The sequence below is a fragment of the Okeania sp. KiyG1 genome (assembly GCF_014132355.1).
GTDB lineage: Bacteria > Cyanobacteriota > Cyanobacteriia > Cyanobacteriales > Microcoleaceae > Okeania.
The window spans coordinates 1-16,291 of the sequence record NZ_BLZO01000082.1; the positions used below are offsets into that span (position 1 = coordinate 1).

Sequence of the window (16,291 nt, forward strand, 5' to 3'; positions counted from 1 at the left end):
CTGCTTCTTTCACTGCTAAAACTCCTGCAAATATCCAAGGTGGTGCGGTCAATACAGGATTAAGTCAGGAAGTTTTAGCTCAAGTAGGTTCCCTATTTAATCAAGGATATCGCGTCAGCATAGAACACGCTAATGCACGTCGCTTTAAGACCAGTTCTTGGCAGAGCGCTCCCATCTCGGCACAAACTACTGCACAAGCAATAGAGGAATTAGAAGCAGCTTTGGCACATTATAGTGGGGAATATGTACGTTTAATTGGTGTCGATCCTGTGGCTAAACGTCGGGTGTTGGAAGTATTGATTCAGGAGCCAAATGGCAAACGCCAAGGAGTTGCTACAACTTCTAATGGAGTAGGTAATAGTAAGCCTCCTATTTATAATACTGCTCAAACCAGTGTATCGAGTCAAGGTAGTGCTAATACAGAATTAAGTCAGGACGTTTTAGCTCAAGTAGGTTCACTATTTAATCAAGGATATCGCGTCAGCATAGAACACGCTAATGCACGTCGCTTTAAGACTAGCTCTTGGCAGAGTGCTCCCATTTCGGCACAGACCACTGCACAAGCAATAGAGGAATTAGAAGCAGCTTTGACACATTATAGTGGTGAGTATGTACGTTTAATTGGTGTTGATACCGCTGCCAAACGTCGGGTGTTGGAAGTATTGATTCAGGAGCCAAATGGCAAACGCCAAGTAGTTACTACAGCTCAAGCTACATCTAATGGAGCAGGTAATAGTTATCAACCATCATATAGTAGTGTTACAGCTACTGCTAGTACCCAGAAGCTAACTCAAGAGGTGGTAGAACAAGTTCGCTCTTTGATTGCGAGTGGCTACAAAATAGGTACAGAGTATGCAGACCAACGCCGTTTCAAGACTAGCTCTTGGAAAACTGATACTCAAATTAATGGCAAACGTGATGCTGATGTTTTTCCAGCTATTGAGGAAACTCTAGCTCAACACGAGGGAGAATATGTCCGCTTAATTGGTATCGACCCTCAAGCTAAACGCCGTGTTTTAGAAATGATTATTCAGCAACCTAACGGTAAGGCTAAGTAAAGAAAACGGCGTTGCTGAATACTGGGATGATTAGAGGCTGAAACGGAGACACGGAGACAGGTCAACACGGGGATTATCAAAATAATATGGGTCGCGCAACCCCGCCTTTTAAGGCGTAATATTTTTGGAGCGTTGCTCCAATCCCCTAGTTCCCCTCCTGGGAGGGGCTAGGGTGGGTTCCTGGGAGGGGCTAGGGGTGGGTTCCTGGGAGGGGTTAGGGTGGGTTAACTTCTGACTTCTGACTTCTGACTTTTGACTTTGTTAAAGTCGATCCTCTCTGATAAAATCATCCCGCAATTATGCAATGCCAAAAAAATAGGGCGTTGTTGAATTGAAGTATGAATGTGCGATTGTTTGGTTCTGGTAAACCCCCCTAAATCCCCCAATCTTGGGGGACTTTTAGAGTTTTATTCCCCCCAAAATTGGGGGGCTAGGGGGGCAAAATCATACCCAGAATCAGCAATGCCAAAAACAGAAAGTCAAAAGTTCAAAGTGATAACTTTTGGCTTTAATTCCGATAGTTGAAAGGAGTATTTATGCAGTTCACACCACTACAACCTATTGAAAATACTGAGCCTTTTGTTAGTGGTGATGTAAAAATTGAGCCGAATGTGGCGATCGCTTCTGGTGTCATTCTCCAAGCTGCTGCTGATTGTCAGATAGTTATTGCTACAGGGGTTTGTATTGGTATGGGGGTTATTCTTCATGCTTACCAGGGCAATATTGAAGTTGAGTCGGGAGTCACTATTGGTGCGGGAGTGTTAGTAGTTGGTAAGAGCAAAATAGGGGCTAATGCCTGTATTGGTTCAGTGGCAACGATTCTAGAACATGATATTGAACCAAATCAAGTTGTACCACCGACTTCTATTATAGGAGAGTCTGGACGACAAGTCTTAGGAAATTCTATTACAGCTCCATCTCAAACAGTTTTAACACCACAAATAACAACTACTACTAACAGCAATGATGATTTGTCAGTAGCTGGGGAATTAGGCAGTAGTTCTGAATTTAACGAAGAAAATCTCTCTCAAACAAGTACTTTTAATTATCCAGTTAATCCTCCGGTTAATAATCAAGAATTAGGCAGTAGTTCTGAATTGAATGAAGAAAATATTGTTCAAACAAGTACTTTTAATTATCCAGATAATAATCAGGAATTAGGCAATAATTCTGAATTGAATGAAGAAAATATTGCTCAAACAAGTACTTTTAATTATCCAGATAATAATCAGGAATTAGGCAATAGTTCTGAATTGAATGAAGAAAATATTATGCAAACAAGTACTTTTAATTATCCAGATAATAATCAGGAATTAGGCAGTAGTTCTGAATTGAATGAAGAAAATATTGCTCAAACAAGTACTTTTAATCCTCCAGATAATAATCAGGAATTAGGCAGTAGTTCTGAATTGAATGAAGAAAATATTGCTCAAACAAGTACTTTTAATCCTCCAGATAATAATCAGGAATTAGGCAGTAGTTCTGAATTGAATGAAGAAAATATTGCTCAAACAAGTACTTTTAATCCTCCAGATAATAATCAGGAATTAGGCAGTAGTTCTGAATTGAATGAAGAAAATATTGCTCAAACAAGTACTTTTAATCCTCCAGATAATAATCAGGAATTAGGCAGTAGTTCTGAATTGAATGAAGAAAATATTGCTCAAACAAGTACTTTTAATCCTCCAGATAATAATCAGGAATTAGGCAGTAGTTCTGAATTGAATGAAGAAAATATTGCTCAAACAAGTACTTTTAATTATCCAGATAATAATCAAGTACTAAACAGTAATTATCAATTTTTCAAAAAAACTGAACCTGAAAATGATAATTCCCATGCTCTTGCTAATCAAGAATTAACAAATACTTCTTCATCACCAGACCAAGAAAAAACTCAAAATGAAGAAGAAACTCAAAATAAAATTGAGCAGGCTAAAACTCAACTACAAGAAGAAGCACCTGAAACCACTAAAACTCCAATCTACGGACAAGATTATGTAAATAGGATGATGAAAACTTTATTTCCTCATAAAAATTCTCTTAACTCTCCTCCCGATGAAGAAGATTAGACAAGTCATATTGGGTTAGTAAGGGAAACACAAAGGTAGTAGATGCCGAGAATTATAGCAATTTTTGTTACTTTTGACTGATGTTAGTTGAGATAAACTAAAAAATCTGATTTAGAGCAGGATATTTGTAGCAGATAAACAGCAGTCGGATAATTGACAATATAACTATCTATTTGATATAAGAAGGCTTGCTAATTTCAAAAAAATATAATATAATTTGATAAATGTAGAGAACTAACTGACAAAACTTTACTCTCATCCAGGGACAAAAAATTATTCAAAGTCTCTTTCAAGTAAAGTCCAATCAGCTCAACTATATTAATTTCTATTTTTGATTTTATATAAAAAATTCCTGAACTAGCTCTAAAGACCATCACCTTTGAAGAACCTAGCCAAAGAAAGGACATTTCTACAAATTTTCCACCATGCGGACTGCCTACCAATATAAATTAAGGCCCAATAAAAAACAGTTAGCCACCATAGAATTGTGGTTGGAATTGTTGCGTCAGCAGTACAACTATCGGTTAGGCGAGCGGTTCTCGTGGTGGGACGAAAATCGCTGTCCGGTTAATGCTTGCCCCTTGGTGATACCAATTCCTCAACTAAGAGATAATCCAGATTATTACTCTCAAAAACGAGATTTGGTCAATACCAAAGACAAGTTTCCTTCCTACAAGCTAATTCATTCTCAGGTTTTGCAAGATTGCATAAAACGAGTAAAACTTGCCTTTGATAGATGGTTTAAAAAAGATAAAAATGGACATAAATTAGGAAAACCAAGGTTTAAAGGAATTGGACGTTATCGCAGTTTTACTTATCCTCAAATCAAGCAAGACTGCATGGAAGAAAACAAGATAAACTTGCCCAAAATAGGCAAGGTAAAGTTAATTAAACATCGACTATTACCTGATGATTTTCAAATTAAAACAGTGACTATTAGTCGTAAAGCTGATGGTTATTATATTACTTTATCCCTAGAAGACAAATCAGTTCCAGCTTCGACAACTGAAGTGGAACCTACATTAAAAAATACCCTGGGAATCGATATGGGGTTGAAGGAATTCTTAGTAACAAGTCAAGGAGAATCTGTTCCCATCCCTCAATACTATCGAAAATCTCAGCAGCGATTAAAGACTCAAAAGAAACGTTTATCTCGAAAGAAAAAAGGAAGTAAAAGGTGGCTCAAAGCTATCAAAGCTGTAGCTAAACAACATAAAAAGGCTGCCGATAAACGAAAAGATTTCCACTTTAAAACAGCCAATGAATTGTTATTAAAAGCTGAAGTTATCGCCCATGTAGACGCGGAGCGCGGCGTGCCGGAGGCAAACTTAAACATTAAAGGGCAAGCATTGACCCGTTTGAGTAAATCAATTAAGGATGCTGGATGGGGCCAATTTCTAACTATTTTAACTGTCAAAGCCGGAAATGCTGGACAGAAAACTATAGGAGTGAACCCAAAAAATACTAGCCAAGATTGCTCAAGCTGTGGGGAAAAAGTCAAGAAAGAATTAAACATACGAACCCATTCTTGCCCGCACTGCGGCATAGTAATAGACCGCGACTTGTTTGCGTTTGCGCAGCATCCCGTAGGGAAGCATGACCTAGGAAATGCAGCGATAAATATAAAAAATAGGGCGGTAGGGCATTCCGTTCTTAAAGCTCGTGGAGCCCGATGCAATAGCAGGGCAGGGAAACGAGAAGCCCACACTATAGCGCAAGCTTAGTGTGGGAGTATGTCACGTGGGTTCACTGCTACACCGAAGTAAAGAGATAGAAAATGAAAATACAGACCCACAATAACCATAATCTAGAATCTCTTGAATCGCCAATCAACTTTGGAGATTCAGCTCTTGGTTTAATCACAACCAGGAGTTTTCCTGCCATAGTTGGTACTGCTGATATGATGCTGAAGTCATCTGGGGTTATTCTGGTAGGATACGAAAAAATTGGTAGTGGATATTGTACTGCGGTAGTTCGTGGTGGTGTTGCTGATGTTCGTTTAGCAATAGACTCTGGAGCAGAAACAGCGAAAGAATTTGGACAACTTATTTCTCATACTGTTATTCCTCGACCTTTACCTAATTTAGAAGCTGTACTACCTATTGGCAGTCTTTTATTTAAATTATCTCAAGGTAGAGTTTCTGCTGAGTTTAGAAATAAGGCAGTTGGTCTGATAGAGACTAGAGGTTTTCCAGCAATGGTGGGAGCTTGTGACGCAATGCTCAAAGCTGGTGATGTACAGTTGACTGCTTATGAAACTACAGGGGCAGGTTTATGTACTGCTATTGTTCGGGGTTCGGTTTCTAATGTTGCAGTGGCAGTAGAAGCTGGTATGCAGGAAGCAGAAAGAATTGGAGATTTAAATGCTGTAATGGTAATTCCTAGAGCATTGGATGATTTAGAAAGGACATTACCTATAGCTACTTATTTAATTGAAGAAAAATCTGAACCTCTACGTTTGCCATTGGCAATTACAGAAAAAGAAAAGGAGCTTGTGAGATTACCCGATTTTTCTCAACTTCCTGTACCTATGAAAGAAGAAGTTAAGGATAAATAATACAATTCCGTTTGTTGTGCAACATTTAACCTGCTCAAAGCTTACACTTGGAAGAGGGAGTAGGGAGTAGGGAGTAGGCAGTAGGGAACCCACCCCTAACCCCTCCTGGGAGGGGAAAGAATTGATAATTTCTGTACGATAATCGATTTTATTTTTGATTTTTGGAGATGTCTAGTAGGGAGTAGGGAGTAGGCAGTAGGGAACCCACCCCTAACCCCTCCTGGGAGGGGAAAGAATTGATAATTTCTGTACGATAATCGATTTTATTTTTGATTTTTGGAGATGTCTAGTATAGCATCTCCAATTAAAGTTAAGACAGATGAGTTGCAAAGTCTTGCTGTTTGACAACAAAACTCATAGGGGAGGGGGCGGGTTCATCTAAATTTAATGTTGAGTAATTAATTTAAACGTGGAACCCACCCCTACTATTGGAACATTTTAGACGTGTCACGCCACTACTAGAGATTCTTGCGTCAAGTTAAATTTTAACTTCCCTGGCGGGAAGTCCCGCACTCTCCTGAAGGGGAGCGTCATCAGGGAAAGCCAGGGCCAAGAGTCGGATACCTCCACAAATAAAACCTTCCTATACCCTTGACAAGCTAGAAGGTACGTATGTTATTATCGATGTCAACACAGGGGGAGGACATCACCTCACACGAAACAGCGGTCATTTTTTCATGACTGAAGAATCCTGCGTTGTCGCGCTATGCGCAACGTCGGGAGTATGTCAAACAAACGCACCACCGTTCCTACGAGTAATACCAATAATAGTAGGTCTTGGTGGTAGTAAACCATTAAAACTACCTCCAGGGTTGCCTGTATAACCTATATTACTAGGCCAGTTACTACCACGAGGTACACTTCGCTGCTGAGTGAAGAGAGTGCCATCCAAATTTAACATCTCAATATCTCGACCTAGTTGAACTCCATCTCCAATAGGTGCGCTTTCCCCAGGATGTTGTACAGCTAATAGTAGAGTTTCATCTTCACCACTACTATTTCTGATAAAGTATGGTCCAGTCATTTCGCAACGTGGAGGACCATAAGCAAAAGGTACAACCAATCCAGCATTAGGTCCAACAACAGGAATGTAGAACAACCAGTTGTTACCAAATACCCCTGTTAAGCTAGAAACATTTCCAGTAGCAGTATGGTCAATATCTCTTAGCTCTCCAGCAGCACCAGTTCGGAAACCATTGTGATTACTGGTAGACATATCTGTTACACCCCAGATATTACCCAGAGTATCAATTTCTAGGTTATCCACATTAGCAAAGCCAGCACCGTTAATAGCACCATCTTCTCCACTTTGCTCAAAAACTGACCAACTAAAGGTGAGACTTGTAGCATCACTGTCAGTTTCAATGATACGATACAGACCGCCAAACTGCTGAACAGCATCAACATCTGCTGAGTATTTGCTGACAACAAAGATTCTGGAGTCTGGATATCCATCTCCACCAGGTGCATTATCTGTATAGGCAATAAATACACTACCATCACCAGGGTGAACTTCTACATCTTCAGGACGAGAGGTAGGAGTAGCACCTACTAAATTAGCAGCTAAGAAAGCATCAGATAAAATAGCACCTTGGCTAGTGTAAAAATCTCCTAGAGTCCTTCCCTGATAATTAGATAATACGCTTTCATTTGTCAGGTCTACAATAAAAGACCCACCATCCTGTTCTGCTCCAGGAATACCAGCACGTTGAGGTAAGCGAATTCGGCCATCTCTTTGAGCTTCATCAAAAGCATTAAGTTCAGCTTGAGCAATCTCGCTTGGTGATAGAGGATTAGTGGGAGTGCTAGGAACTAATGGAATCCACTGACCAGAGCCATCAGGATTTAAACGTGCAGCATAAAGAGTCCCACTTTCAAATAATTGGCTATTATTTGAATCGCTAGGGTTAGAAACTATACCACTACTCACAAATTTCCAGGTATGACCACCACGACGGTCATCTCCCATATATGCTACTAATGGTCTACCTGCTTCTACTCGAAATGCAATATTTTCGTGGCGGAAACGACCTAAAGCTGTATGTTTTCTGTTTTGGAAACTTGGGTCTGCTGGAGAAATTTCTACCATCCAGCCATATTTTTCACCTACTAAACCAAAGGCAAAACCTATGCCTTCATCATCATAGCCAGTTTGAGTACCGTTAGGTAATACGCCTTCTGTAACGCTACCTTGGAAGTTTTCTTCAGCGGTCAAAATTGTGCCCCAAGGAGTTGTACCACCAGAGCAATTGAAAGCTGTACCGATAATTCTATTACCAAGTCCATCAGAACTTAGGGGGAATACCTCAGTCGCAGCAGGTCCAGTACCGACTAAGAAGTTATTGTCTCCAGTCTGATAGCTCCGTGAACCCCAAGATGTGACACCTTGATAACCATCAGAACGTTCAGCGTTAATTGCTAGACCAGACAAAAGATGTACTCTACGATTAGCATCATCAGCGACAGTAGCATAACGACCATTACCGCCTTTAGTGATACGGACAATAGACCCACCTTGGTTATAAGCAAATTCACCTAGAGTTAAGACATTGGGTTGAGATAAATCTAAACCTAGTACAAGTTGGTCTGTTGTGGGGAAACCAGCTAGGTCATCACCACCTAGTAATGATGATAATGGATAGGAGACATACTCGTGGTTATTCCAAAGATAACCATCATTGGGATTACCATTAATAGGGATAAAGCTAACATAATCGCTGTTATAACCAAAGTATTCTTCTGGGTTAGGGAATACGCGATCGCCCCAACTAACTATTACATATCTTTCATATTCCGGAGGTACTATTACATCATCGAAGTATTGATAGGATTGTAGTGCTACATCTACACCTGCTTCTATAGTACCTCCTTCTCCACCTATTCCTAAAGGTACAAAGCTAGGGTTAGTTTGATAAGCTTCTAAAGGATGTGCCAGTTTTAGGGGTGTGAAGCTCAAACCGGGGGTCTGAGCTTGAGCTATTTCGGAGCTACTACCTAAAAAATTGCCAATTTTTGGTGATAGTGCTGTAGCTGCTGCACTAGCTGCTGCACTACATCCGAAAAACATTAATAGTTTTCTACGAGTTAGTCTGGACATAAAATTTTATTTAGTTCTCTTCTGTGCAAGAGATGGTAGATTACGGTTTCTAAATCTATTGCTAGCAGTATTTTTTACCTAGAATTTGTGTTTATATAGTTGGTTTTTATACTGCCTTCAGAAGTTTACCTAAACAAATTTATAGTCTGTTTATTGTTTATTTAAGTTTGGTTTAAATCTTGTTTAATTTTTGGTTAATTTATCTAATTGAGTAAGTATTAGGAAGGAAGATAGAGGATATTTGATGATATTTTATTTCTATTTTATCGGGTACATCTCAATTTTGAATAAAACCAAAAATTTATCGCTTTTAGGGAACAGGGAACAGGGAATAGGGAACAGGGAACAGGGAATAGGGAACAGGGAATAGGGAATAGGAAAAAAGTATTCTTGCAAATATTAAGATGCACCCATTTTATCAAGTTATAAAGTTATATGAAGTCTAATTATTGAAATTATTTAAGAAGGTTTTAGTTCTCTTGGATAAAATGAATTTGAGCGATTATTAGCCAGTAAGTGTACATTATTCTGATGTTTACCGAATAATTAAGGTGTAAGCATTCAGCTATTAGCATTTCCTGCGGATGCTCCTCAAGCAGCGGTCAGCTTTTCCTGTAAAATGCACTTGAGTTCAGCTTTTTAATCAAGGAATTTCTCTTTTAACTTCTACTGCATTTTCAACTCATAAATTGAAGCACTAGAACTAGAAGTCTGAGTTATTAACATAAGCAATTTTGTAGCAGGAAATATATTAGATATGATTTAAAAGCTGATAGCTGATAACGTAGTTCCGACCATAGGAGGCTAGCTGATAGCTGATTGCTTACATTAAGGTTTAAAGCCACTCCTTTAAAGGAGAAACAATAAAAATTTTTCCTTTGAGTCAATCCTATCCGTTTTCAAGGAGAGGTAATTATTAATTATTAATTATTAATTATTAATTATTAATTGTTAAATACTCCCCTATTATTAATCGTCTATTTCGGAGTCGTCTTCATCGGAAGGAAATATTGGAGGTCTAGATGTAGGTGGTGTGGGAGATTTTCTTGAAGGCTGAGGAATTGTAGGTTGAGTATTGGGTGATGGTGGAGGTGGAGCTGGAATTTGAGGAGAATAGGCAGGAGTTTGAGGTTGAGTTTTGGATGTATCTTGATTATTATCAAATTTGAGTAAATATTTGGCATCGGCAAAATATCTAGTCAAATTATCAATTTCTGCATTTTTTTGCCATTCAGCACGAGATACTGTTGAACGTAGAATTGGTACTATTTGACTTTGACGTTCTCCTAATATAGTGATAGTAATTTCTGTGATTTCTGGATTATTTTTAAATTCTTGCTTGATTGTATTTTTTGCTAAATTTTCTGCTTGTTCTACAAGATTTTGATAAGAATTATTATTGTTTGAGTCAATCAAAAGACTGGTATTTTTGGCAGAAGCTAAGGTCGTTATATCTGTGGTTAAGATACTAGATAATATTAAGACTATACTCGAGAAAATACGATAATATAAATTCATTGAGTTAAGTTTTTTTCAAAATATATAATAATTTATTTGTTAAGAGTAACAGATAATAATTAAAATCAATTTAAGTTTTGGTTAAAGATTTACTATAATTAGGGTTTGCTGAAAAATTATTATGGGTGAGGGTAGGAGACAGGAGACAGGAGAAAACCCACCCCTAACCCCTCCCAGGAGGGGAATTCAGGAGAAAAGGGTCGGGAGCGAGGAGGTAGGAGTAAGAATTGTAAGAGTGATTTTTCTGCCCAACTATGCGCCTAAAATACGCTCCTTTTTGAGCGTGAAGAGCTGAAAAACAGGCACTTTTTAAAGGCCCCAAAAAGGCACTTACCTTTATCTGTAAATACTTTTAGATTTAATCAGCAAGCCTTAATTAGATTTATCTGTTTTAATTGACAATTTTTAGGCAGGCGATCGCTAATCAAAATACTCCTAAAATTCAGTATTTCAATATTTAAGTAGTCAAGCAAAATTAATTGTATATTAGGTAGAAAAATTACAATTAGAATTGTAGTTTTGCTCTAGCAATTATATAAGTATTGCAGAGGCTCAAGTCTAACTACAAACAAAAGCTTTGTTATTAGTAATTATCCGCAATTCCTAGCTTCCCCAGAGGGGGCACATAATTTAACGAAGTCAGAAGTCAGAAGTCAGAAGTTAACCCACCCCTAACCCATCCCAGGAGGGGAAGTAGGGGATTTTGAGCAACTCTCCAAAAATATAGCGCTGCGCGCAGCTCATCTGGCAATAGGCAATAGGCAGTAGGGGGGATAAAAAGCTGATAATATAAAACTTTTAGCTATTGGACAGTTCCTGAAATTTGTAAATATGCCAGCACACATTGCTATATTTCGCCTTAAAAGGCGGGGTTTTAGACCGATATTATTTTGATAAGCTATGAAAAGATATAATTTTAGTTATTTATTTCTCCAGTAATTATTCTCAGTAAAAATTCATAGTTAACTAAGATAAAAATAATTTGAGGATGATATTTATAATTCATATAATGTTTGTTGAATACTTATCAATAAGTTAGTATTGCAGCAAAAGGAAGGAATAAGTTTAACAATTAATAATTAGGGTTGACTAAAAAAGAATAGGATGTAAGCATTTCCTCCGGAATGCTGCGCAAACAGCCGTCAGCTATTAGCTAGCCTCCTAGGTCGGAACTGCGGACTTCAGCTATTAATGTTGGGAAAGGTAAAAGCAACCTTTGAAAAGGAAATATTATTTCTTTATTTCCCCTTAAAAGGGGAGGCTTTAAACCATAATTATTTAATTATTAATTATTAATTATTCGGTAATTCTAAATTCTAAATTCTAAATTCTAAATTCTTGAAAAATACTCATGCCCAGAGAAAATTTAAAAAAATTTGCAAGTTTTTTTGTTATTTCTTGTAGTTATAAGCTTAATTATTGCAGCCAAATATTTTAACCTACCGGAACTTTTAAAAATATATTAATCTGGATTGAAACTCTAGGTATTTGGAGTCCGATCGCTTTCATAATTATTTATAATTTAGCTACTTTACTATTAATTCCCGGTTTGGTTTTAACTATGGGAGGAGGAGTAATATTTGGAGTTATCTGGGGAGTTATTTATGTTTTTTTTGCTTCAACTTTAGGTGCTACAGTAGCTTTTATTATCGGACGGCATATATCTCGTAATTGGGCTTACCAACAATTACATCAACATCCAAAATTTCAAGTTATTGATCGAGCTGTGGTGAAAGAAGGATTTAAAATTGTTTTTTTAACTAGACTTTGCCCTTTATTTCCTTTTAATCTTTTGAATTATGCTTTTGGTGTGATGCAGGTGTCATTAAAAGATTATATTTTTGGTTCTCTAGGAATGATTCCTGGAACAATAATGTATGTTTATATTGGTTCTATAGTAGGTGATATTACTTTAATTGGTACCTCTCAACAACCTACAAATTCTACTGTAGAAGTAACTAAATGGATAATTAATATAGTTGGTTTAATTGCCACAGTTTTAGTAACTATTTATGTGACTAGATTAGCAAAAAAAGCTTTAGAAAAAAGTATTGAAGAAGGTAGGAATTGAAGAAGGAAGAAGGAAGAAGTTAGAAGGCAGAAGGCAGAAGGCAGAAGGCAGAAGGCAGAAGGCAGAAGGGAAAATTACTTATGGATAGTCAACGAAAGGCTACTTCCTGTCTACAAAATCCAAACAATATTAGACATCTCCAAAAAAGAGGGAGTAGAGAGTAGGGAGTAGGGGGAAAGAATTGATAATTTCTGTGGGATAATTGATTTTATTTTTTATTATTGGAGATGTCTATTAAGCACCCCCCTTGACGGTAGGGTATTACAGCGCTTTTCATTTAAGTAGACTACAAAATCCAATAAGGGCGAATGCCATTTCCTAAGGTCATGCTCCGCAAACGCCCCTACATATGGCGTTTTCAAGGTGAATTTGCGCAAGTCCTGTCGGTATCAAAACATTCTCTATCTTCACCATTACCAAATCTTGATAAATTTTTTCCCTCCTGACTCCTGACTCCTGACTCCTGACTCCTGAATTTATAATTCTAAATTCTAAATTCTAAATTCTAAATTCTGAATTCTAAATTCTAAATTCTAAATTCTAAATTCCTTCTAACTTCTTACTAATTAATTGATTTGTCATTTTCGGGTCAGCACGTCCTTGAGTCTTCTTCATCACTTGTCCAACAAAGAAACCCTTAAGTTTAGTTTTACCACCACGATATTTTTCTAACTCTTCTGGATGTGCTGCTAAAACTTCATCAATAATTGCTTCGATCGCCTTAGTATCTGAAATTTGAATTAGACCTTTCTTCTCTACTAATTCCTTCGGCGACCCACCTTTTGATAATAATTCTGGGAGAATATCCTTAGCAATTTTGCCACTGATAGTACCATCTTCAATTATTGTAGTTAGCTCCGCCAAATTTTCTGGTTTAAGGCCAATATCAGTAATGCTAATTTTTTCATTTTTCAAATAAGCAGTAATATCCCCCATTACCCAGTTAGCTGCTTGTTTTGCATTTCCACCTGCTGCAACTGTTGCTTCAAAATATTCTGCTACTTTGCAGTCATCAGTAAGCACGCGAGTATCATAAGCAGATAAACCTAACTTACTCTCATAACGGTGACGTTTTTGTGCGGGTAATTCTGGTAATTCTACTTTCCAAGCATCTAACTGTTCAGTCGAGACTTCAATAGGTGGAATATCAGGTTCAGGAAAATAACGATAATCACTAGAACCCTCCTTCACCCTCATACTAATAGTAAGTTGAGAACCCTCTTCCCAGAGTCTAGTTTCTTGAACAATTTTTTCCCCTGCTTCAATAGCTTCAGTTTGCCGTTGAATTTCATATTCGATCGCTCGTTGTATAGCACTAAAGGAATTCATATTTTTGATTTCTACCTTAGTACCAAACTCTTTTTGGCCCACTGGTCGTACAGAAACATTCACATCGCATCGTAGAGAACCTTCCTGCATATTACCATCGCTCACCCCAAGGTAGCGGACAATTCGCTGTAGTTCCTGAGCATATTCTGCCGCTTCTAGTCCAGAACGCATATCCGGTTCTGATACAATTTCCACTAATGGCACCCCTGCACGATTATAGTCCACCATTGAATAGGTAGACCCAGATAGGCGATCGCTACCTCCATGGACTAATTTACCCGCATCTTCTTCCATGTGTAGTCTGGTAATGCCGATTTTTTTGCGGTTTGCAGTGCCATCTTCTTCTACTATTTCTATTTCTAGCCAACCATTTTCCGCGATGGGTAGGTCATACTGAGAAATCTGATAATTTTTCGGCAAGTCAGGATAGAAATATTGTTTACGGTCAAATTTACTATAGGGTGCGATTTGACAATTGAGGGCGAGTCCTGCTTTTACGGCATATTCTAGGACTTTTTGATTAAGTACGGGTAATACTCCAGGCATTCCCATACATATTGGATCAATATTGGTGTTTGGTGGGGCACCGAATTCTGTGGATGAAGCGGAGAAAATTTTGGTTTGGGTGTTAAGTTGACAATGGGTTTCTAGACCAATAATTGCTTCATACTCTGTTTTTACTTGTACAGTTGTTGCCATAGATATAGAAATTCAATCGAATAAGTTCTATTGTAGATTTTATACCCAAAATCATAGAGCGATCGGCAATTTGGGACAACTGGCTTTAGTATTGATATAGAATTAAGGTCAATCGGAAATATAATATCAACTTTTCGATCAGAAATGGAAGTGAAGTAAGGTTTAGAAGTGAAAATTTACCCTTGAATAACAAAATATATTGATATGGATAGTGCTGCGGAATGTCTGATTGTTTGAAAAATATATGAAAAAATTATTGGTAGATACGATTAATATTTGATTGTAGATGCTATCTACACCAGGCTGAAATCATTTCCATTACAGGAATATCATGTTATTAGATAGAGAGAGTTTTAAACATTTTAGCGACGGCGAGATAAGAACATTCCACTACCAATTAAACCAAGAGCTAAAATCGAACTGGGTTCAGGTACCCTTTCTCTATCATCATCAGTACTAGGTAATCCATAAGACTTATCGCTATCACCACAACCTGAATCGTCTCCGTCAGAAAGGGTTTCCCCTGCAGGACAGAGCTGTTGGGCGCGGATTCCAACCAGTCCCCAGTCTGCTTCAGTTAAGCCGTTCCGAGCAATATCAAAATTAAACGTTTGAATGCTATCGAAGCCCTGATTACCTAGTCGGATTACCCATTCCCACTCGCCGTCAGGACTAGCTATGGGTGGGTTAAGTCCATTGAGGTTACAACCAGGCCCACAACCGAGACTGCTGGTATCAGTACCGACAAGGGATACATTACTTCCTAATAATGTGTTGTCTGAAATATAGTTGTCTCCAAGATCGATAAAGATTCCTAAAGCTTCAGCATTCCACGGATTTACTGTTAGTTCGACATTAAAAAGGTCATTCATATCGTCTTCGGTTACTGTGACGATTTGACATCCTCCCCGGCCTAAAGGCACGGGGATTCCTACTGAGCCGTAGCTCCTCGGCGGGTTGACGCTTTGCTTCGCATAGCTGTCGCTAACACAGGGTGCTGCTTCCTTGGCGGTAGTCTAACGCTTCTCTCCACGTCCGTTTAGAGTTTCCGAGTGCCCCCCGGCAACTAATAACACTGTACCACATATTCAATTCACTTGCACATAAAATAAAAAGTCGCCCTACAAGGGCGAGGCTTTAAACCCAATTTTTCGGTAATTGCCTGAGTCACCCTCATTGGTAGTCCAGGTATCGTAGACTATTGCATTAGCAACGCTAGGAACCAGTGGAAGTGCCACAGCTAATACAGAAGAACCAATTAAAGTAGAAAGAGTTTTGTTGATTATCAGAAGTGTCTCGGTAAAAGTTTTTGTTTACTGTATTAACTATAACAATAAGCCAAATCTACTACCAACCCCTATCTCCGTAAAAACAACAATCTTCATCAATTCTTTACTCAAAGATCCATTTTTATCAAGTTTTGATGAAGTTTATGAGCATCAAGCAATTATGAAAACTTTTATATCGTTAATAGTGTTATAATTATATATTTTATCTATACAAATATTTCCGGGACAATTGTCAATTACAATCGTTAATTGAATACTATTGTTGGTATACTTTTTATCACTCTGTTGCAGGACCATAAAGCTAAGAATGATTTAGATTTTATATTTTCTCTCTATCCCACCTTATGGGAAGCTTTACTTTTTCAGTTTGTCATGCTGCATTTTCCATATCGGCGATCGCTTGAGTTCCTCTGCAAAAGTTTCACCTTCTTTCCTGCTATTTTTTATCAAAATAATATGGGTCGCGCAACCCCGACTTGACTGGCGCAATATTTTTGCCTTGCTTAAATCCCCTAGTTCCCCTCCTGGGAGGGGTTAGGGGTGGGTTAACTTCTGACTTCTTAATCCTTCCTGGTCAACATTAAACTGTATGGTTAAAGTTAAA

At 38.0% G+C, this 16,291-nt stretch carries 9 protein-coding genes; 5 read left to right on the forward strand and 4 right to left on the reverse strand.

Features of this window, described 5'->3' with window-relative positions; all coding sequences use genetic code 11:
- The 4 genes from SAGCYANO_RS17405 to SAGCYANO_RS17420 all read left to right on the forward strand — a co-directional run.
- On the forward strand, nt 1-1,058 hold a 1,058-nt coding region (locus tag SAGCYANO_RS17405), incomplete at its 5' end, for a ribulose bisphosphate carboxylase small subunit (RefSeq protein ID WP_202221237.1).
- Between the two features lie 536 nt (nt 1,059-1,594).
- On the forward strand, nt 1,595-3,127 hold the full coding sequence (locus tag SAGCYANO_RS17410) for a hypothetical protein (protein WP_202221238.1): 1,533 nt from the start codon (nt 1,595-1,597) through the stop codon (nt 3,125-3,127).
- A 425-nt stretch (nt 3,128-3,552) separates the two neighbouring features.
- On the forward strand, nt 3,553-4,851 hold the full coding sequence (locus SAGCYANO_RS17415) for an RNA-guided endonuclease TnpB family protein (protein WP_202221239.1): 1,299 nt from the start codon (nt 3,553-3,555) through the stop codon (nt 4,849-4,851).
- Nucleotides 4,852-4,904: 53 nt separating this feature from the next.
- Nucleotides 4,905-5,684 (forward strand): carbon dioxide-concentrating mechanism protein CcmK, encoded by a 780-nt coding sequence (locus SAGCYANO_RS17420; protein ID WP_202221240.1) that lies wholly within the window; start codon nt 4,905-4,907, stop codon nt 5,682-5,684.
- 727 nt (nt 5,685-6,411) lie between these two features.
- On the opposite strand, the gene SAGCYANO_RS17425 is transcribed toward SAGCYANO_RS17420, so the two are convergent.
- Together SAGCYANO_RS17425 and SAGCYANO_RS17430 are read right to left on the reverse strand one after the other, a co-directional pair.
- Nucleotides 6,412-8,781: a PhoX family phosphatase gene (locus SAGCYANO_RS17425; protein ID WP_202221241.1), complete on the reverse strand. Its 2,370-nt coding sequence runs from the start codon at nt 8,779-8,781 to the stop codon at nt 6,412-6,414.
- Between the two features lie 969 nt (nt 8,782-9,750).
- Entirely contained in the window at nt 9,751-10,299 is a 549-nt protein-coding gene (locus tag SAGCYANO_RS17430; protein WP_202221242.1) for a hypothetical protein, read from the reverse strand.
- A gap of 1,549 nt (nt 10,300-11,848) precedes the next feature.
- Here SAGCYANO_RS17430 and SAGCYANO_RS17435 point away from each other — a divergent pair.
- The gene (locus tag SAGCYANO_RS17435; protein ID WP_237396268.1) at nt 11,849-12,370 is read left to right on the forward strand and encodes a TVP38/TMEM64 family protein; all 522 of its coding nucleotides are present in this window, start codon (nt 11,849-11,851) and stop codon (nt 12,368-12,370) included.
- 540 nt (nt 12,371-12,910) lie between these two features.
- Here the strand turns inward: SAGCYANO_RS17435 and gatB are convergent.
- Both gatB and SAGCYANO_RS17445 read right to left on the reverse strand, forming a co-directional pair.
- Complete coding sequence (gene gatB, locus SAGCYANO_RS17440) at nt 12,911-14,398, reverse strand: Asp-tRNA(Asn)/Glu-tRNA(Gln) amidotransferase subunit GatB (RefSeq protein ID WP_202221243.1); 1,488 nt, start codon at nt 14,396-14,398, stop codon at nt 12,911-12,913.
- Between the two features lie 362 nt (nt 14,399-14,760).
- A complete protein-coding gene (locus SAGCYANO_RS17445; protein ID WP_202221244.1) occupies nt 14,761-15,321 on the reverse strand; it encodes a PEP-CTERM sorting domain-containing protein in 561 nt (186 codons plus the stop codon).
- Between the last annotated feature and the right edge of the window lie 970 nt (nt 15,322-16,291).

Coding starts and splice junctions, on each gene's coding strand:
- SAGCYANO_RS17410 (WP_202221238.1), top strand. CDS start 1,595: ATGCAGTTCACACCACTACAACCTATTGAAAATACTGAGCCTTTTGTT.
- SAGCYANO_RS17415 (WP_202221239.1), top strand. CDS start 3,553: ATGCGGACTGCCTACCAATATAAATTAAGGCCCAATAAAAAACAGTTA.
- SAGCYANO_RS17420 (WP_202221240.1), top strand. CDS start 4,905: ATGAAAATACAGACCCACAATAACCATAATCTAGAATCTCTTGAATCG.
- SAGCYANO_RS17425 (WP_202221241.1), bottom strand. CDS start 8,781: ATGTCCAGACTAACTCGTAGAAAACTATTAATGTTTTTCGGATGTAGT.
- SAGCYANO_RS17430 (WP_202221242.1), bottom strand. CDS start 10,299: ATGAATTTATATTATCGTATTTTCTCGAGTATAGTCTTAATATTATCT.
- gatB (WP_202221243.1), bottom strand. CDS start 14,398: ATGGCAACAACTGTACAAGTAAAAACAGAGTATGAAGCAATTATTGGT.